Here is an 18,513-nt window from a genome sequence, read left to right on the forward strand (position 1 = left end):
GATGAAAAAAGTAGCAATAATTATTGGAATTATGGCGGTAATTATGCCGGTAATTTTAATAACATATATAACTTATTTAGAGATGGAAAATTATAAAACAAATGTAGATTTTAATATAACTGAAAAAAGCTATGGTTCTCCTAGTCTAATTTTTAGAAAAGATTTAGAAGAAACTGTAGTAATAAGGGGGATAATAACTTCTAATACCTTCAAATTTGTGGAATGGAATAATAATACTAGGGTAAGATTATTAGTTTCAGTAGGTCAAGAAGTGAAGAAAGGAGATATTTTATTAACTTTTAGTAATGGCAATGTAACATCTCCAGTAAACGGTCTAATCGAAGAAATAAATGTTTTTGATAATTACATTAAGATAAAAAGTTTTGAAGAACTAATTTTAGAAGGCTTTTTACCACAAAGGGATGTTAAAAAATTGGAGGAAGGTAAGGAGTATCAAGTTGATAGTAAAAAATTAAAATTACAATTCATTTCTAATATGATAGCTGAAAATGGTGTTGATAGACAAGTTAGCTTTAAGATAGAAGGGGAAAATTTATTATACGGTCAAAGGGTAGAAATAGAAATACCTACAGGTACTGTATATAATAATGTATTAGTTATCTCGAGAAAATGCGTTTATCAAAAGGAAAAAGGTGGCCCTTATTTTATTCGAAGGGTAGAGGGTAATGGTACTGTGATTGGAGAAGTCGAAGTCAAAATAGGTATAGGGAATAAGGATTACATTTCCATAACTGGAGTAGAAGAAGGTTGGTTTGCAGATCCAGGATATGCTGAAATAATGAATGTTAATATGGAGAACCAAAGATGAAAACAATAATTCAATTAAATAATATTACAAAAGGTTATAATGATAGGCAGATTTTAACTGGAATAAATATTCAAGTAAAAGAAGGAGATTTCATAGCTATAGTAGGTAAATCTGGAGCTGGCAAATCAACCTTAATGAATATTTTAGGTCTTGTAGAGTATTGGGATGAAGGAGAGTATATTTATCGAGGGATTTCTTTAAAAAACAAATATGATCATTATAAAATTCGGTTAGAAGAAATAGGTTTTGTTTTTCAAAACTATAACCTTATTTCTAGTTTGAGCTGTAGAGAAAATATCTTATTACCAACTTTATATTACGGAGGGCAAACTAAAGAACTTGAAAAATTGGCTGAACAATTAAATATCTCCCACCTTTTAGATACTTCAGTAAAAGTTTTAAGTGGAGGAGAAAAACAAAGGGTAGGTATCGCCAGAGCTTTAATATTAAACCCTAAACTTATCATCGCCGATGAACCGACGGGAAATTTAGATGAAGAAAACAAACTTATAGTTCTGGACCTTCTAGAAAAGGCCAACGAAAATGGTTGCTCGATAATTTTGATAACCCATGACCATTTGGTAGCTAAAAGGGCAAAAGTGTTATTGGAACTTAAAGGGGGAAAGCTACATGAAAAAAATTAAAAAAATATTTAAGCATTCCTTCATCATGGTTCAACGGGAAATGACCAGCTATTTATTACTATCAGTAACTATTCTACTATCTTTTTCCTTTTTACTAGGATTTTTTATGTTTTCTGACTCCTATATTTATAATAAATATAAAGAAGAATTGGCTTTGCCCCCCACTTTAGGTAGAATTGGTACAGCTAGGATGGTTGATTATCACAATTTTAGGTCAGTGGAATTAGGGGAGTATGCTACCAGAATAAGAAAAAATATTTTAATGGAACAATTAGATGAAATGGATAAGACTAACTATTTTCAATATTTTTTAGGTGCATCAGCTTTGCCCTTTTATCAAGACCAAGAACTAGCTATAGTACCTCAGCTATATTATATCCCTAATGAGTTTAGTTTTTTTTACCTTCACGATAAAAAAACCTTTGAATTAGTTTATTTAGTAGAAGGAAATGAAATTTTAAATAATCCCTATGAAGTTTTGATAGATCAGGGTTTTTATGAAATTTTAACAAAAGGGTTTAAAAAAGAAGAGGATTCTTCTTTGACAATAACTTTATCCTTTTTTACTAAAAATGGTGAAACTATCTTTAGAGATTTTAAAGTAGTTGGTGTGGTAAATAATAGAACTTTAAAAAGAGCTCATAATGACAGCACAATTTTTTACGTATCAGTTTTTCTTTCTAGTAATCTATTAGAAAAATATAACCTTAGTTATAATGACTCATACCTTTTTGTTAACTCTGAGCATATTAGGGAAGTTATTAATTTAGCTAATAACTTAAACTTAGAAAACCATTCTAGTTTTACCATTTTAAATCGCATAAATAATGAAATTAGAGGCCAACTTTTACTTAAAGGGATTGCAACTATAATTTTACTCTCTTTATTAGGGATAAATCTTTACTCTAGTTTTAACAATGTTTTGAAAGAAAGGCGATTTGAAATAGGGGTAAAGATGGCATTAGGTGCTGGGAAAAAAGATATTATCCTTCAGTTTTTCTTAGAAGGAATAATTGTAATGCTATTAAACTGTATTTTTTCAGTACTATTAGTATTAAATATCGGGGTAATCTATAAACTTATTCAAAGGGTATTTTACCAAGTTCAATGGACAATTTATTTAAGTAGTTATTCTTTAACCACCTATCTTTTTAGTGTCCTTTTCTTAAGTGTATTTTTTAGTTTAGTTTTTGCTTACCAATCTACAGAAGTTGAAATAGTTAAACATCTTAAATCAGAATAATTAGTTGTCTTCCTCATCTAAAATGATTTCTCCTTCTGTTAACCAATGCCAATATTTTTTAGGAATATTTTTTTGAAGATATTTGATATTTTTCCTTTCAGCTATATATTGGCAAGTGTAATATTCTTTCCAAATTCTATGGAATTGGTCATTAGCTATTTTTTCGAAGTATTCCTTTCCATCTATTTCGGAAAAGGAATTATCTTTATTTAACACTAATCCTTTGTCACTCCAAAGCAATCCTAAAGTATAAGCAGGATACCTTTTTCTTAAATTGATGAGAATTAAATCTGCGGTATAATGTTCTAACAAAGCTGTTCCAATGAGAAAATCCTTTTCTATTGGTACAAAGCGGATAAATCCCACCATTTTGTGGATTTCCCTTGTAACTATCCTTTTTCTTTTTATTAAAATTTTAGAAATGTCTGTTACTCCCTTTAGCCAAACTTTTAACGGAAAAGTAAGGGATTCTCTGACTCCTTCAAGGATAACTTTATATTTATCATCTTTATTAAACCTTAAATTGAAAAAGATAATTTTTAGGAACTCTTCCCTAAGGAGTTCTTTCTTTTTATGGGGGAAGGATTTGTTTAAAGCTAAAATGTCTGCCCAAGGGATATCTGAAACTGGAGTTGTTTCATAGGCAAAAAGGTTATTTTCTTTTTCTTTATAATATAGGGGTAGGTTATTAGTGTGGTAATAAAGGAACCCAGCTTTTAAGATGTCATTTACATTGTCATTAAATGTATAGATCATTCACTATCACCTTCCCCGAAATCCCAACTCAGTTGAATTGGTTCTGTTTTATTACATGCTAAACTATCGATATCACCATAACACTTTCCTTGGAATGTTAAGAAAGGCAAAGCACGTTTTAACACTACCCCGAGATTTTTCAACATTTGGGGATTAGTAATAGTAAACTCCCTTCTAAGGGCAATAATCCTTTTACCACTAATAGGTCCAATACCTGGTACCTTTAGTAAATCCCTTAAAGGTGCTTTATTGATCTCTATTGGAAATAAATGAAGGTTTTTTAAAGCAAAAGCTAACTTAGGGTCTAGATTATCTGGTAAAAAGCCCTTTTCAAAGGGTAAGTCCTCTAATTTAAAACCGTATAACCGAAGGAGAAAGTCACTTTGGTAAAGGCGGTTTTCCCTAGTTAAAGGGGTCTGTTTTTCCTTTTCTAAAGGGGTGTTAATAATTGGAGTAAAGGCGGAAAAATAGGCCCTTTTAATACCGTAGTTTTGGTATAAATTATTTACCCGGGCTAATATGTCAAAATCCCTTTCTCCAGCAGCTCCTACAATAAATTGGGTGGATTGGGAGGAATTATATTTAGATAAATATTTTTTTATAGTAGCCATAGGTGATAAAATGTCTTTTTCAAAGGATTTTAATTTACTTAACTTAGAAAGATAGGTTTCATCGGGAGTTTCACAGTTTATTGAAACCCTATTTGCCAATTTACAAGCAGTTTCAATGTGTTCATCTTTAGCACCGGGAAGGATTTTTAAGTGGATGTAACCATTATATTGATATTTATAACGGAGAATTTCTATTGTTTTTATTAATTCATCCATAGTAGTATGGGTATCTTTCTTTATCCCTGAGCTTAAAAAAAGACCTTCTACATAATTTCTCTTATAAAATTCCATGAAAACCTTTGCTAATTCCTCGGGGGAAAAACTTGTCCTTTGAATATCTCTATCCTTTCTATTAGGACAATATGCGCAATCCTTTTGACAATAATTAGTTAATAAGACCTTTAGCAGGGATATACAACGGCCATCGGGGGTAAAGGAATGGCAAACTCCATGAACTGTCGTCCTCCCTAGTCCAGATGGAGCAAATTTTTTGCTATTGGGAGTGGAAGTTGAAGCACAGACATCGTATTTGGCAGCAGTTCCTAAAATAATCAGTTTTTGAAAACTATCCATAATAAATACCCCCTTTCTATTTAAAGGTAATTTTCTTTTAATAAGTTTATAGGAATAATTAATTAAATTATATAAGAAAAAGAAATATAAATCAAACATTTGTTCTTAAATTCCCTTGATTTTTCCTAAAAACGATTGTATAATTATATTAGTAATTTCTAATATAGTTGAGTATTTGGATTGAGGTGATTTTATGGATATATTAAGATTGCAGGTAAAGGTTTTTAAAGGATTAGCCCATCCCATTAGAATTAAAATAATTCAAAAGCTAGCTAATGGTCCTTTATGTGTCTGTGAACTCAATGAAGATATTGAATTTTCCCAGGGAAATTTATCCCAACATTTAAAGATTTTAAAGGATGCCCATATAATAGATAGCAGAAAAGATGGGTTAAAGGTATTTTATTTTATTAGGGATGAAAGAATTTTAACAATGTTAGATGAAAGTAAAGATTTAATAGAGGGATATTTAAAAAGCTTCATTAAAGGATAAATCACTAGAATAGTGATTATATAAAAAACTTAAGGAGGTTTAAATTATGGTCATTAAAGTTTTAGGTTCAGGGTGTTTAAAGTGCAATAAGTTAGAAGAGGCTGTTAAAAAAGCTGTTCAAGAACTAGGCATTGAAGCTAAAGTTGAAAAGGTTCAGGATTTTAAAGATATCATGGCTTATGGTGTTATGCAAACACCTGCCCTAGTTATTAACGAAAGAGTAAAAAGTATGGGTAAAGTTCCTACCGTAGAAGAAATTAAAGAATTATTAAAATAAAGGAGAGCCTATTGGCTCTTCCTATCTTTGAAAGAAGGTGTATTTTATGGCTGGTGAAAGAAAAAAACTACTGTTAATTATTTCGGTTTTTCTTATTGCCTATTTTATCCCGGTAGACAGTCCTAGGGTACAAGGGGCAATAATAGAAGCTGTTTATATGGTAAATGACTATGCTAGAGAACATGTATTACTATGCTTAATTCCTGCATTCTTTATTGCCGGGGGATTATCAATTTTTATATCCCAAGGGGCGGTTTTAAAGTACTTTGGAGCCAAAGCTAATAAAATCTTATCTTACACCGTAGCATCCCTTTCTGGTACTATCCTTGCAGTTTGTTCCTGCACCATTTTACCACTTTTTGCTGGGATATATAAAAGGGGCGCCGGTATCGGTCCGGCAACAGCCTTTCTTTATTCAGGACCTGCCATAAATGTTATGGCCATTATAGTAACAGCAAGGGTTTTAGGGGTAGAAATGGGAATTGCCAGAGCAATTTCAGCTGTTTTCTTTAGTATAATTATAGGGCTTATTATGCACTTTATTTACAGAAATGAACAAAAGGAAGAAGGGGACCTCTTTATTCCTGAAGATGAAGAAACCCGTCCGTTGTGGAAAAATGCCTTGTATTTTGGAACAATGGTGGGAATATTGGTTTTTGCAAACTGGGGAAGACCTATTGATGATAATGGAATATGGGCATCTATATTCAATTACAAATGGATATTAACAGGATTTTTATCGCTCTTGTTAGCATATATTCTTATTAACTGGTTTGACAAAGGGGAGTTAAAGGCCTGGACGGAATCTACCTGGGATTTTGCTAAACAAATACTTCCTTTACTTTTTGGAGGAGTAATAATAGCAGGATTATTGTTAGGAAGGCCCGGCTATGAAGGGTTAATTCCATCCCATTGGGTGGAAACTTTAGTGGGAGGAAATTCCCTTGGAGCCAATTTCTTTACCTCTTTAGCAGGAGCCTTTATGTATTTTGCTACTTTAACAGAAGTTCCCATCTTAGAAGGTTTAATAGGTGCCGGTATGGGTAAAGGTCCAGCCTTAGCTCTACTACTAGCGGGCCCTGCTTTATCTTTACCTAATATGTTGGTTATTAGAAGTGTAATGGGAACTAAAAAAACAATTGTCTTTGTATCATTAGTAATAATAATGGCAACAATTGCCGGCTTAATTTTTGGTACATTTTTTAATATATAGAGGAAGGGAAAACCTTCCTCACAGATTGAAGACAAACTATAGACAAAGTCATCATTAGCTGTGGTAATTAAACAAAGATACGATTAAGTTGAGGAGATAGATTTAAGAGCTGATTAGATAAAAGGAAGAAGGGGAGAGGAACAGGACGTTCCGAAAGCTCTATTGAGCCATGGATGGCGAATTAGAGCGGTACCCTTCTTCCTTTTAGATAGAAGCCTTAAATCTCGACGGAAACTTTGTTAAATTGTTTAATTACCACAGCCTTTTAAAAAAGACTTTATCTACAAACTGAGAGGAAGGGAAAACCTTCCTCATTTTTTTATTGTTCTATTTAGCTAATGATGTTAAAATAGTAATATAATTCTAGTAAAGGAGGGAAAATTTTGAACAGCAAAATATTAAGAGTACTTTTAGTATTTCTCTTAATTTTTGCCATTGTGGGATGTACCAGTGATAAGCAAGGTCCCCAAGAGACCTATAAGAATATAGATGACACTGTAACCCATGGCCAAAATTACGATGGTAGTTTTAGTCGAGAGGGTATCCAAGAAGTAACATTTGAAAATGGTGTTTTTTATCAAATTTTTGTTTACAATTTCCGGGACTCTACCGGTGATGGTGTAGGGGATTTAGGGGGAATAATCGAGAGTTTAGACTACATTGAAAGTTTAGGTGTAAATGGAATTTGGTTAACCCCTATAACCCATGGTGCCAGTTACCATAAGTACGATGTGGTAGATTACTATGCAGTAGACCCAGAATTTGGGACTATGGAAGACTTTGAAACCTTAATATCAGAAGCCCATAAGCGGGGGATCAAAGTCATTATTGACCTGGTAATTAACCATACATCAGATAGACATCCATGGTTTAAGGCGGCAGCTTCAGATCCAAATAGCAAGTTTAGAGATTACTACATATGGGCTGCCCATGATGAGCCAAGGCCCGGTAGTGGTTGGCGACATTTAAGTGGAACTACTTGGTTTTACCTTGCCCATTTTTGGGAAAGGATGCCAGATTTAAATTTTGATAATCCAGCTGTTAGAGAAGAAGTAAAGAGGATTGCAAAATTTTGGTTAGATAAAGGGGTAGATGGATTTAGACTAGATGCTGCTAAACACCTTTACTCCGATCCTGCTAAAAACCATCAGTTTTGGAATGAGTTTTACCAATATCTAAGGACATTAAAGGAGGACGTATACTTAGTAGGGGAAATTTGGGACTCCCCTGAAGTAATCGCCCCTTATTTTGCCAATGGCTTGAATGCTAATTTTAACTTCCAAATTGGTGGTAGGGTAGCATCATCCATTAACTCCGGTGTAGACAATTTGGGTAAGGAATTAGACAGAATATATAAGCTCTATAGAGAACACAACCCTGACTTTATCGATGCACCTTTCTTATCTAACCACGATACCAGAAGGATTATGAGTGAGTTTGATTACGACTTTGAGAAAATGAAAATGGCTGCCAATGTTCTATTGAGTTTACCAGGTGACCCGTACATTTTCGCCGGTGAAGAAATAGGTATGATTAGTAATGATAACCATATGGATATTAGAGAACCCTTTAAGTGGTATAAAGATACCGGACCAGGTCAAACAACTTGGCGACCCAATGCCTTTAACAGTACTGAGAAGTGGTCACCTTCAGTGGAAGAACAAGATAAAGACCCTAACTCATTGTTAAACCATTTCAGAAAGATGGTTAACCTAAGAAATAGTCATTATCCCTTGAGGTATGGAAATGATTTTCAATTGGTGGAAAACAACAATCTTACAGTATTAAGCTTTATAAGGGAGTATCAAGGTGAAAGGGTATTGGTTGTTCATAACTTTTACAGCCAACCTCAGACCATTACAGTAACAGTTGAAGGAACCTTTACTAATTTTAAAGGGACAAAATCGGGGGCAAACTTTACCCAAAGGGGTAATGAAATTACCATAACTATCCCACCCTTATCATCGATGTTTATTTATTAAATTAGGTTTTATTAAAGGAAGAAGGACATCTAATTCTTCTTCCTTTTCTATTTGTCTTAAAAATTTAGCGATTATAACTAAACATATAAATGTAATTTCTTCATTTTGGAACTAAGATTGTACTAGACAGGCAAGTGGTTTATAATAAATTAAAAAAGGGTTTTTGAAACTTAAAAGACTAAAGTGAGGTATGGGATATGATTTTCATATCGACGGCAATGTATGTAGAGGCACAAAAAATAATAAAAAAGCTCCGACTAAAAAGGGATAGGAGTATAAATAAATTTGAAGTTTTTAAAAATGACCAAATAACATTAATAATAACAGGGGTTGGAAAAGTTAAATCTGCAGTTGCTTTAACATACATTTTATCAAGGGAAGTAGTAACCCATAGGGATATTTATATTAATTTTGGAATATGTGGTACAAAGGATAGGGAAATTCCTAAAGGGGAAATTTTTTTGTGTAACAAAATAAAGGATAATGAAACAAAGTTTACCTATTATCCAGACATCTTATTACAACATCCCTTTAAAGAAAGGGCAATTGAAACATTTTCAAGGGTAGTTGTTCAGGAAGAGGTTAGCCAGTGTTTAGTAGATATGGAATCCTCTGCCCTATATCAAGCTGCATCGGTATTTTTAAAACCCCATCAGATATTTTTTGTTAAGGTAGTTTCCGATTATCTCAATATAGAAAATATAGATAAAGAATTTATCCTAGATATAATAGATAAAGGGGTAGATCAAGTTATAGAATGGATAAATGCCATTAAAGATGTTTTTAATTATCGAAGGGAAGTTTTAACAAAGGGAGAAGAGGAGCTGCTAAAGAAAGTAGTAGAGAACTTAAAGATGTCAGTAACAATGGAAAATGAAGTTAGAAAACTTATGATCTACTATAAGCTCTTTAATGATGATCTAACGGAAATTATTGATAAATACTTGAATATTCAATGTGAATCAAAACAGGAAGGGAAGATGTATCTTGCAGAACTTAAAGGAAGAATTATTTGCTAGACCTTTTTCCCATATCTATGTTGAAAAAAAGGCACTGGAATATAATTTGACAGAGGAGATTTTAAGTAGGTTTAAATCATCGAAAGTTGTTGAAATAGAACATTATAAAGATGTCTTTTCCCGGGGAAATCAAGATTTTTATTTACAAAAGAAAAGTCCCAAACTAATACTTGCAGTAAAGGAAGATAACCTAATATATAAGGGGGCTGAGGTTTGCCAAGACTTTGGAAATAAACACTTTTACTATACTTCCATAGTGATGAATTGTATCTATGATTGCGAATACTGTTATCTTCAAGGGATGTACACATCTGCAAATATCGTTCTTTTTGTAAATATCGATGATTATTTTGCTAAGGTAAAGGAGCTGTTAAAGGAACATCCTGTTTATCTGTGTATTTCCTATGATACAGATCTTTTGGCCTTTGAGGGATTAACAAATTATGTAAGGAAGTTTATCCAATTTGCCATGGAAAATAAGGATTTAACAATGGAAATAAGGACAAAAAGCGGAAATTTCAAATCGATAAAAGATATTGAAGTTCAAGATAACGTAATTTTAGCCTGGACCCTATCTCCAGAGGGAATAATAAAAAATTATGAAGATAAGACACCATGTTTAGAAAGAAGAATTAAAGATATTAAGGATGCTTTGGACAAGGGGTGGAAGGTCAGGCTTTCCTTTGATCCAATCCTATATATCAAAAATTGGAGAGATGAGTACAAGACTTTAGTAGAAGAAGTTTTTAGCAAGATAGATGGTGAAAAAATACTTGATGTCAGTATCGGCCTTTTTAGGGTATCAAAGGATTACCTAAAGGTGATGAGAAAGCAACGACCTAATTCAATTGTTTTAAATTATCCCTACCATACTTTTGCAGGGGTATGTAGTTATGATAGGGAACTGGGTAAAGAAATGTTAGCGTATCTTTACACTTTGTTAAAGACCTATGTTGATCAAGGGAAAATATATATGTAAAGGGATGATAAAATGAAGGCAGCGATAGTTACAGGAGCCTCATCGGGGATAGGTTTTGAAATAATCAAGGTTTTATTAGAAAAGGGATTTAAAGTATATGGATTTGGAAGGGATTTTTCCAAAATAAATTATCAACATCCAAACTTCATCGAGGTTGTTTGTGATTTAATGAATATAGAGGCTCTATGTGATAAAGTAAAAGAAATACGGAAAGGTGAAGAAATCTTTGTACTAGTAAATAATGCCGGTGTTGGATATTTTGGTCCCCACGAAGAGCTAAATCCCAAAAAGATAGCTGAGATGGTAAGGACTAACTTAGAAGTACCCCTTACTTTAACTCAACAACTTTTAAGGGATTTAAAGAAAAACAAGGGATATATAATAAATATTTCCTCCATAACTGCTAAAAAATCCAGCACCTATGGTTGTGCCTATGGAGGGACAAAGGCAGGTCTTACCCATTTTGGCAACAGTTTGTTTGATGAGGTTAGAAAGTATGGGGTAAAGGTTGTAACCATCCATCCCGATATGACTAAAACAAACTTTTATAGAAATGCAAATTTTGAAGAAGGTAAAGGGGAGGATACCTATTTAGAGGCAAAGGAAGTGGCAGCTTTTATAGATTTTATCCTATCCCAAAGGGAAGGAATTGTAGTAACAGATGTGACAATAAAACCCCAAAGGCATATGATTACAAGAAAATAAATAAAGGATTTATCTTTAGAAATTATTGTAATTTTGTTATCCATAGCATATAATTATAGATGTAAGCTACCCTTTTAGGGAGCGAAACTTATTGATCGGAAAATTAACAAGTACTGCTCTGATCCGTTAGGACCGAGACAGGTAATAATACCCCTTAAATAAGGGTTTCTTTGCCTGTCTATCCCTAGGGATAGATTTTTTAGTTTAGGGGTGATTAGGTGAAAATTGCTTTTGTTGGTGCTGGGAAAGTTGGAAGGGTATTCGGTTGGTATTTGAAATCTAAAGGTTTAAATGTCTTAGGATATAACAGCCGAAGGTTAGAATCAGCTAAACAGGCAGCTTTAGAAACTGATAGTAGGGTACTATCTTTAGAAGAAGTAGTAGCTTCTGGGGAAATTATCTTTATAACCACATCTGATAAAAGTATTGGGGAAGTTTGTAATCAAATAGCTAAAGATTACCGATTTAAAAGGGGACAAACAGTTGTCCATATGTCAGGGGGATTAGGCTCAGATATTCTCAGTTCAGCGAAGGAACAAGGAGCTAATATTTTCTCTCTACATCCCATGCAGTCCTTTGCTAGTATAGAAAAGGGTAAAGAAGAAATAAAAAATACTTTTTTTACCTTTGAAGGTGATGGAGAAGAAAAAATTATCATCCAATTATTAGAGAAAATAGGTAATCCTTATACAAAAATAAATTCTAGTAGCAAATCATTGTATCACACTGCTGCCTGTATTAGCTCAAATTATTTAGTTACTTTGACAAATATAGCCAAAGAAATTTTAAAGAAAATTGGCTTTGATGATAAAGATGCTTTAAAAGTATTATTGCCTTTGATGAAAGGGACGTTAGAAAACATTGAAAAATTAGGTATAGAACAGGCTTTAACAGGACCTATTGTTAGAGGGGATTATAATACAGTCCAAAACCATTTGCAAAATCTTGAAGGATTAGGTGATATCGGAAAAATTTATATATTATTAGGTAAAGAGACAGTAAAGTTAGCACAAAAAAGAAATTTAGCTGGAGAACAAATAGAAAGTTTAAACAGATTATTTGAAGGGTGGGAATAGGATGAGTGAAAAAAGGGAAAAGAAGTTTACTGTAAGTTCTTTTTTGGATAGTAAAGAAAAAGGTGAAAAAATAACTATGTTGACAGCCTATGATTATACAACAGCAAAGCTGTTAGATGAAGCTGGTGTAGATAGTATTTTGGTAGGGGATTCCCTAGGTATGGTAATGCTGGGCTATGACTCTACCTTAAAAGTTACCTTAGAAGATGTTTTACACCATACCAAAGCAGTAGTCCGGGGTTGTAATAGAGCCATGGTTATTGCCGATATGCCCTATTTAACTTACCACATTTCCGTTGAAGAAACTGTGAAAAATGCAGGAAGGTTAATCCAAGAAGGAGGAGCCCATGCAGTTAAATTAGAAGGAGGAGAAGAAATTCTCCCGATGGTCAAAGGTTTGATTAGGGCTCAAATACCGGTATTAGGTCACTTAGGTCTAACACCCCAGTCGGTAAATATGATGGGGGGATATAAAGTTCAAGGGAAAAGTGAAGAGAGTGCAAAAAAAATCTTGAGGGATGCCAAACTCTTAGAAGAAGCTGGAGTTTTTGGTATAGTATTAGAATGTGTACCAGACAGATTGGCTGAACATATCAGTAAATCATTAAAAATTCCTACAATAGGAATAGGTGCTGGAGCAGGCTGTGATGGTCAAGTTCTAGTAATACAGGATATGTTAGGTATGTACAGCAACCTCTCCCCTAAATTCGTAAAAAGATACAAAAATATTGGTGAAGAGATAAAGGCAGGGGTTAAAGAATACATTAAAGAAGTTAAGGCTGGTTCTTTCCCAGAAGAACAACATACCTTTAAAATAAGTGATGATATCTTAGAAAAGCTTTATTAAAGGAGAGTAGCTATGAAAATTATTGAAAATCCCCAAGAAATGCAAAGTTTTATAAAAGAACAAAAAAGAGCAGGAAAGACCGTTGGATTTGTTCCTACAATGGGATATTTACACCAAGGTCATCTTTCTTTAGTGGAAAGGGCAAAAAGGGAAAATGATCTAGTTGTTGTCAGTATTTTCGTCAATCCCACCCAGTTTGGTCAAGGGGAGGATTTTGATATCTACCCTAGAGATTTTGAGCGGGATAAAAATCTTTTAGCTAAGTTAAATATCGATGTCCTTTTCTATCCTTCAGTTGAAGATATCTATCCGTCAAATTACAAAACCTATGTAGAAGTTTATGATATTACCGACAAACTCTGTGGAGCTTCAAGGCCTGGTCATTTTAAAGGTGTTACTACTATTGTTACAAAATTATTTAATATGGTACTACCTGATAGAGCTTATTTTGGCTTAAAGGATGCCCAGCAGGTTTTAGTAATAAAGCAAATGGTCAAGGACCTAAATTTCCCCATTGAAATTGTCCCTTGTCCAATAGTCAGAGAAGAAGATGGGTTGGCTATGAGTTCTAGAAATGTCAATTTAAAACCCCATGAAAGGGAGGCTGCTTTAGTTTTATCTAAATCCCTATTCGCCGCTCAAAAACTAATTTTGGATGGAGAACGGGATGGAGATAAAATTAAAAAGTTTATTGCAGAGAACATTTCCAAAGAACCTTTAGCTAATATCGATTATGTTAAAGTAGTTTCAGCGGAAAACTTAGAAGAAGTAAAAGAAATAGAGGGAGAAATTCTAATTGCCCTAGCTGTGAAAATTGGAAAAGTAAGGTTAATTGATAATATTATGGTGGAGGTTTAAAGAAAATGTATATTACTATGTTTAAATCAAAAATCCATAAAGCTACTGTAACTGAAGCTAATTTAAATTACGTTGGTAGTGTAACAATTGATAAAGATTTACTAGAAGCTTCTGGAATCTTACCCCATGAGAAAGTACAAATTGTCAACAACAATAATGGAGCTAGATTAGAAACCTATGTAATTGAAGGTCCTAGGGGAAGTGGGGTAATTTGTTTAAATGGTGCTGCCGCCCGTTTGGTGCAGCCAGGGGATGTAGTGATAATTATTGCCTATTGTCAGTTAGATATGGAAGAAGCTAAAAATCATCAACCAACTATAGTTTTTGTAGATGAAAACAATAAAATAACTTCTATTGAAGGTAAAGAAAAACACGGGGAAATTCGCTAATATAGCGTAATTTTAATGTAAAAAAGAAAAGGTCATAATTTATTGGACAAAGCAATAAATTATGACCTTTTAATATTATTTGTAGTATGTAATTTTAAGCTAATTCTTCGAAATATTCTTTTCCTACGCCACACTCTGGACAAAGGTAGTCCTCTGGTAAATCAGCAAAAGATGTACCTGGCTCAGCTACTCCTTCTTCACCTAATTCAGGGTCATAGATGTAACCACAGATAGTGCATTCCCATTTTGACATAATCTGTCACCTCCTTGTTATTAACATTACTTTATCAAAAATTAAAAGAAAAGAAAAGGGTATTTATAAAAATATTTTTTTTTATTATAATATTTTTATGCTTTATAGAAATTGTCACTAGAAAGGTGGAAAAATTAGTGGGAATCACTGTTTCAGAAATATTAAAAGCAACTAATGGAAAATTACTCCGGGGAAGGGGAGATTATCTTTTTGATAAGATATTTTATGATGTAATCAAAGATAGTAACATCCCCTCAAATTCTTTATACATTCCCTACATAAACAGTTATAGAAACATCGATACAACTTCCAATATAGCTAAAATGGATCAGGGAAGGGTATCAGGGCTGTTAATAGATAAAACATTGTTGGACTTAGATTTTTCTAATTTTCCCAATGTAATTTTAGTAGATAATTTAGAAGAAGGTGTATTGAAAATAGCCGGTTATCTCCGGGAAAGGGAAGGGTATCCCATAATAGCGATAACTGGAAGTTCAGGAAAGACTACTTCAAAGGAACTTATTGCCAGTATTTTAGAAACTAATGGTATACCTTGTAAAAAAACGTTGAGAAATATTAATGGTTACGGGGGAGTATCTACAACGATTTTTTCCTTAGAAAAAAATCAGTGGGGAGTTATGGAGGTAGGGGTAAATGGCCTAAAAAGGTTACCCCTTTTAGCAAAAACCGTTTCTCCAGACTTTTTGTTAGTTACCAATATCTATCATACCCATTTTGATAAATTCCCTGATTTAAGAGAAGTGGCAAAATATAAACTTTCCTTGGCGAATTTTATGAGAGGGCCTAAAAAGAAAGTTCTTTGTGGAGATAATCAGTATTTAAGGGAATATATCGATAAGAGTACTATTACCTTTGGTATAAACAAAACAAACCATTATTACTTAGATACTATTATAAGTTGTGACGAAAGGGGAAGTAATTTTACTGTTAAGGGGAAAGGAAAAACTTACCGGATAAAAACTTCCCTTATTGGGAAACACAATATTATTAATGTCATTGGTGTTTTAGCTTTAACTTTAGAGTTAGGGTTAGAAGAAAAAGGGGTAATTAAAGGTATAGAGAACTTTTCTGGTATTTATGATGATTATTATTCCACCATTAGTCTTAAAAAAGTAGGGAATTGGACTTTCCTAGATGATAGTCAGCATTTTAATTTACCGGCTTTGAAAGCGGGACTAGAGACCTTTAAAGATATCTCAAAGGTGGGAGGAGTTGTCATTCTTAGTTATGATTATAAATTTGCAAGCCTTAATTTTAATATAGAGGAGTTATTGGGAATTTTATTGGAGTACAAGGATTCCATTAAGGGTTTGATTCTCATGGGAGAACAGTGGAGAAAATGGGAAGAATTTATCCTAAAGGAAATTTGCCCGTTGACAGTGTTTTTAAAAACTAAAGAAGAAGTTTCATTATATATCAAAGATCATGTAGAAAAAGATACCTTTATTTATATGAAAGGGGACTTTCACCACCATTTACGGGGAATAATAAATATCTTAAAGGAGAATAGTTCAGATGCTTAAAGATGCCATAGACTTTATATATAGTTTTTATAACGAAGCTTTGCCTTTGATAAAATTTGATGCCCATGATAGGGAATTCCGTAACCCCCAATATATTAGGGAATTAATAGGTGAATTTGGAGTTAAAGTAGATAGAGCTAAAAACATTTTAGTTGTCGGTAGTAAAGGGAAAGGAACTACCGCTACTTTGTTGGCAGAAATACTAAGAAATCAGGGTTATAAAGTGGGGTTATTTACCAGTCCCCATTTGGAGAGGTTTACTGAAAGGATTAAAATAAATGGAGAGGAAATTGAGGAAAATTTACTGATCAATTACATCAATCAATTAAAACCTATTGCAGAAAAAAAGGCTGCTCAAATTCCTAAACCTTATTACTTAGGGCCTAATGGGTTATTTTTAACCATTGCTTTGAAATATTTTGCAGACGGGAATACTGATTTTAATGTTCTAGAAAGTGGCAGAGGTGGCCAGTATGATGATATTTACAAAATGGGAGATTACGTTATTTTTACCCCTATTGTCTTAGAACACAAATATCGCTTAGGACCTACTTTGAGGGATGTCGTTCAGACCAAAGGATTGATAGTTGATGAAAAGACTAAAAAAGTTGTCATTTCTAAACAAACACCAGATGTGATAAAAGATTTAAAAAATTGTTTTTCTCAAAGAGTTGAGGTTTATCAGTATGGGGAAGACTTCCATTTAGAAAGCCATTTCTTAGAACAGGGGAGGAGTAGCTTTTCCGTTCATCTAAAAGGGGAAATATTTATAGTAAAATTATCGACTTTAGCAGAATATATTGGGATAAACTTAAGTGCAGCTTTGATGATGGCTAAGGAATTGCTGCCAAACTTCAATAAAGAAAAATTATTATTGTTAGAGAATATCCAATTTAACGGCAGGTGTGAGATAATAGGTTCTCAACCTTTAATTATCCTTGATGGTATGATTTGCCGGGAAAGTGCCGAGTATGTGGTAAATGCCTTTAAAAAAGCTGAACTTTCAGGGGAAAAGGTGGCTATAGTGGCAATCCCTAAAGATAAAGATTATCAAGGGGTAATAGAAGTATTATGTAAAAAATTTTCTAAGGTTATTTTAACTAAATCTATAGGAGCCCAATATCCTTTTTTTCAAGATTCAATACCCCTTGAAGTGTTGAAGGTCCGTTGTCCTATAATCTTAACAGAAAAATTAGATGATGCTTTAAAATTGGCGGAGAAAACCTGTCCAGATGTAATTGGAATATTTGGAACCCAATCTTTAATAGGAGAAGCTAGAAAAAAAATACAAAAATCCTTTGACAAAAGATAAATTTTCTATTATACTATTATTAGTAATAATTACTAATTAACATAAATAGGAGGTAGAAATTAAGATGAATGAAAAGACCCTTAAAAATTTAAAAGAAGCCTTTGCTGGAGAATCTCAAGCAAATAGAAAATACTTAGCTTTTGCTAAAAAAGCTGAAGAAGAAGGTTACATAAATGCCGCTAAAATGTTCAGAGCTGCCGCTGAAGCAGAAACAATCCATGCCCATGCCCATTTAAAAGCAATGAAAGGAATCGGTACAACTGCTGAAAACTTAAAAGAAGGTGTAATGGGAGAAACTTATGAATTTGAAAGTATGTATCCTGATATGGTGAAACAAGCGGAAGAAGCAGGTGAAAAGGAAGCATTAAGATCCTTTAAATTTGCAATGGAAGCAGAAAGGGTTCATGCTAAACTATATCAGCAAATTTTAGATAACTTAGATTCTAAAGAAGAAATGACATTTTATTTATGTACTATCTGTGGTAATGTAGAGCTGCAACCTGTAGATAAATGTTTTATCTGTGGTGCAGGAGAAAAAGCATTTAAAATTGTAGAATAGCCCTCCACTCCCCCTCAATCCCCGAATTTTTCGGGGATTTTTTTATTGCTTAGGAAAGTATAGATTGCTAGGTATGTGGATAAATGTTATTATGTAGTGGGGTGAGTTGTTTATGGCTACTGGAATAATAAAACAAATATTTGAAGATAAATGGGGAGAGTTTAAAGAAAAATACCCAATTAGGCCAACAGTATTGTCAGAAGTAAAAAAGATGCTAACTTGTAAAGATATGAGTGAAGGATATAGCAAATTTTGTTGTCCGACATGTAATGAAGTCAGATATGTAGGCTTTACCTGTAAGAGTCGCTTCTGTACATCTTGTGGTCGGAAAGCAACAGAACAGTGGGTAGA

Annotated in this window: 21 protein-coding genes; 18 read left to right on the forward strand and 3 right to left on the reverse strand. The window is 33.2% G+C overall.

Going from position 1 to position 18,513, the window contains the following annotated elements; all coding sequences use genetic code 11:
• The first annotated feature begins 1 nt into the window (after nt 1).
• From BMX60_RS05280 to BMX60_RS05290, 3 genes are read left to right on the forward strand one after another with little or no spacing between them, the layout of a single operon-like run.
• Nucleotides 2-829, forward strand: a complete 828-nt coding sequence (locus BMX60_RS05280; RefSeq protein WP_091349977.1) for an efflux RND transporter periplasmic adaptor subunit — start codon at nt 2-4, stop codon at nt 827-829.
• Entirely contained in the window at nt 826-1,473 is a 648-nt protein-coding gene (locus BMX60_RS05285) for an ABC transporter ATP-binding protein (RefSeq protein ID WP_091349980.1), read from the forward strand. Before BMX60_RS05280 ends, BMX60_RS05285 begins: the two co-directional genes overlap by 4 nt.
• Nucleotides 1,460-2,716: an ABC transporter permease gene (locus BMX60_RS05290; protein WP_091349983.1), complete on the forward strand. Its 1,257-nt coding sequence runs from the start codon at nt 1,460-1,462 to the stop codon at nt 2,714-2,716. Before BMX60_RS05285 ends, BMX60_RS05290 begins: the two co-directional genes overlap by 14 nt.
• On the opposite strand, the gene BMX60_RS05295 is transcribed toward BMX60_RS05290, so the two are convergent.
• A complete protein-coding gene (locus BMX60_RS05295) occupies nt 2,717-3,472 on the reverse strand; it encodes a DUF4130 domain-containing protein (RefSeq protein WP_091349985.1) in 756 nt (251 codons plus the stop codon).
• Nucleotides 3,469-4,656, reverse strand: coding sequence for a putative DNA modification/repair radical SAM protein (locus BMX60_RS05300; protein ID WP_091349987.1), 1,188 nt, complete (start codon nt 4,654-4,656; stop codon nt 3,469-3,471). Before BMX60_RS05300 ends, BMX60_RS05295 begins: the two co-directional genes overlap by 4 nt.
• A 193-nt stretch (nt 4,657-4,849) precedes the next feature.
• On the opposite strand from BMX60_RS05300, the gene BMX60_RS05305 reads away from it, so the two are divergent.
• From BMX60_RS05305 to panD, 11 genes are all read left to right on the forward strand, one after another.
• Nucleotides 4,850-5,149, forward strand: coding sequence for an ArsR/SmtB family transcription factor (locus BMX60_RS05305; protein ID WP_091349989.1), 300 nt, complete (start codon nt 4,850-4,852; stop codon nt 5,147-5,149).
• A gap of 46 nt (nt 5,150-5,195) precedes the next feature.
• Complete coding sequence (locus BMX60_RS05310; protein ID WP_091349991.1) at nt 5,196-5,426, forward strand: thioredoxin family protein; 231 nt, start codon at nt 5,196-5,198, stop codon at nt 5,424-5,426.
• A gap of 46 nt (nt 5,427-5,472) precedes the next feature.
• Nucleotides 5,473-6,639, forward strand: a complete 1,167-nt coding sequence (locus BMX60_RS05315; RefSeq protein ID WP_091349994.1) for a permease — start codon at nt 5,473-5,475, stop codon at nt 6,637-6,639.
• 383 nt (nt 6,640-7,022) lie between these two features.
• A complete protein-coding gene (locus BMX60_RS05320; protein WP_091349996.1) occupies nt 7,023-8,621 on the forward strand; it encodes an alpha-amylase family glycosyl hydrolase in 1,599 nt (532 codons plus the stop codon).
• A gap of 197 nt (nt 8,622-8,818) precedes the next feature.
• The gene (locus tag BMX60_RS05325) at nt 8,819-9,640 is read left to right on the forward strand and encodes a 5'-methylthioadenosine/S-adenosylhomocysteine nucleosidase family protein (protein ID WP_091349998.1); all 822 of its coding nucleotides are present in this window, start codon (nt 8,819-8,821) and stop codon (nt 9,638-9,640) included.
• Complete coding sequence (locus BMX60_RS05330) at nt 9,609-10,619, forward strand: SPL family radical SAM protein (RefSeq protein ID WP_091350000.1); 1,011 nt, start codon at nt 9,609-9,611, stop codon at nt 10,617-10,619. Before BMX60_RS05325 ends, BMX60_RS05330 begins: the two co-directional genes overlap by 32 nt.
• 12 nt (nt 10,620-10,631) lie before the next feature.
• On the forward strand, nt 10,632-11,324 hold the full coding sequence (locus tag BMX60_RS05335; protein ID WP_091350003.1) for an SDR family oxidoreductase: 693 nt from the start codon (nt 10,632-10,634) through the stop codon (nt 11,322-11,324).
• Between the two features lie 218 nt (nt 11,325-11,542).
• Nucleotides 11,543-12,400 carry a Rossmann-like and DUF2520 domain-containing protein gene (locus BMX60_RS05340; protein ID WP_091350005.1) on the forward strand — a complete coding sequence of 286 codons (858 nt, stop codon included), beginning with the start codon at nt 11,543-11,545 and terminating at the stop codon, nt 12,398-12,400.
• A 1-nt stretch (nt 12,401) separates the two neighbouring features.
• Nucleotides 12,402-13,247, forward strand: a complete 846-nt coding sequence (gene panB / locus BMX60_RS05345; RefSeq protein WP_091350008.1) for a 3-methyl-2-oxobutanoate hydroxymethyltransferase — start codon at nt 12,402-12,404, stop codon at nt 13,245-13,247.
• Between the two features lie 12 nt (nt 13,248-13,259).
• Entirely contained in the window at nt 13,260-14,105 is an 846-nt protein-coding gene (gene panC / locus BMX60_RS05350; RefSeq protein ID WP_091350010.1) for a pantoate--beta-alanine ligase, read from the forward strand.
• Nucleotides 14,106-14,110: 5 nt separating this feature from the next.
• Nucleotides 14,111-14,494 (forward strand): aspartate 1-decarboxylase, encoded by a 384-nt coding sequence (panD, locus tag BMX60_RS05355; protein ID WP_091350013.1) that lies wholly within the window; start codon nt 14,111-14,113, stop codon nt 14,492-14,494.
• Between the two features lie 94 nt (nt 14,495-14,588).
• On the opposite strand, the gene BMX60_RS05360 is transcribed toward panD, so the two are convergent.
• Nucleotides 14,589-14,747, reverse strand: coding sequence for a rubredoxin (locus tag BMX60_RS05360; protein WP_091350015.1), 159 nt, complete (start codon nt 14,745-14,747; stop codon nt 14,589-14,591).
• 137 nt (nt 14,748-14,884) lie between these two features.
• Here BMX60_RS05360 and BMX60_RS05365 point away from each other — a divergent pair, with 137 nt between their 5' ends.
• The 4 genes from BMX60_RS05365 to BMX60_RS05380 all read left to right on the forward strand — a co-directional run.
• The gene (locus BMX60_RS05365) at nt 14,885-16,291 is read left to right on the forward strand and encodes a Mur ligase family protein (RefSeq protein WP_091350018.1); all 1,407 of its coding nucleotides are present in this window, start codon (nt 14,885-14,887) and stop codon (nt 16,289-16,291) included.
• On the forward strand, nt 16,284-17,603 hold the full coding sequence (locus BMX60_RS05370; protein WP_091350021.1) for a Mur ligase family protein: 1,320 nt from the start codon (nt 16,284-16,286) through the stop codon (nt 17,601-17,603). The genes BMX60_RS05365 and BMX60_RS05370 overlap by 8 nt, the downstream gene beginning before the upstream one ends.
• Nucleotides 17,604-17,667: 64 nt before the next feature.
• Nucleotides 17,668-18,162: a rubrerythrin family protein gene (locus BMX60_RS05375; RefSeq protein WP_091350025.1), complete on the forward strand. Its 495-nt coding sequence runs from the start codon at nt 17,668-17,670 to the stop codon at nt 18,160-18,162.
• A 112-nt stretch (nt 18,163-18,274) separates the two neighbouring features.
• A partial coding sequence (locus BMX60_RS05380; RefSeq protein ID WP_177159711.1) for a transposase zinc-binding domain-containing protein occupies nt 18,275-18,513 on the forward strand: 239 nt, incomplete at its 3' end.

Origin of the sequence: Anaerobranca gottschalkii DSM 13577 (assembly GCF_900111575.1) — a bacterium.
Classification (GTDB): Bacteria; Bacillota; Proteinivoracia; order Proteinivoracales; family Proteinivoracaceae; genus Anaerobranca; species Anaerobranca gottschalkii.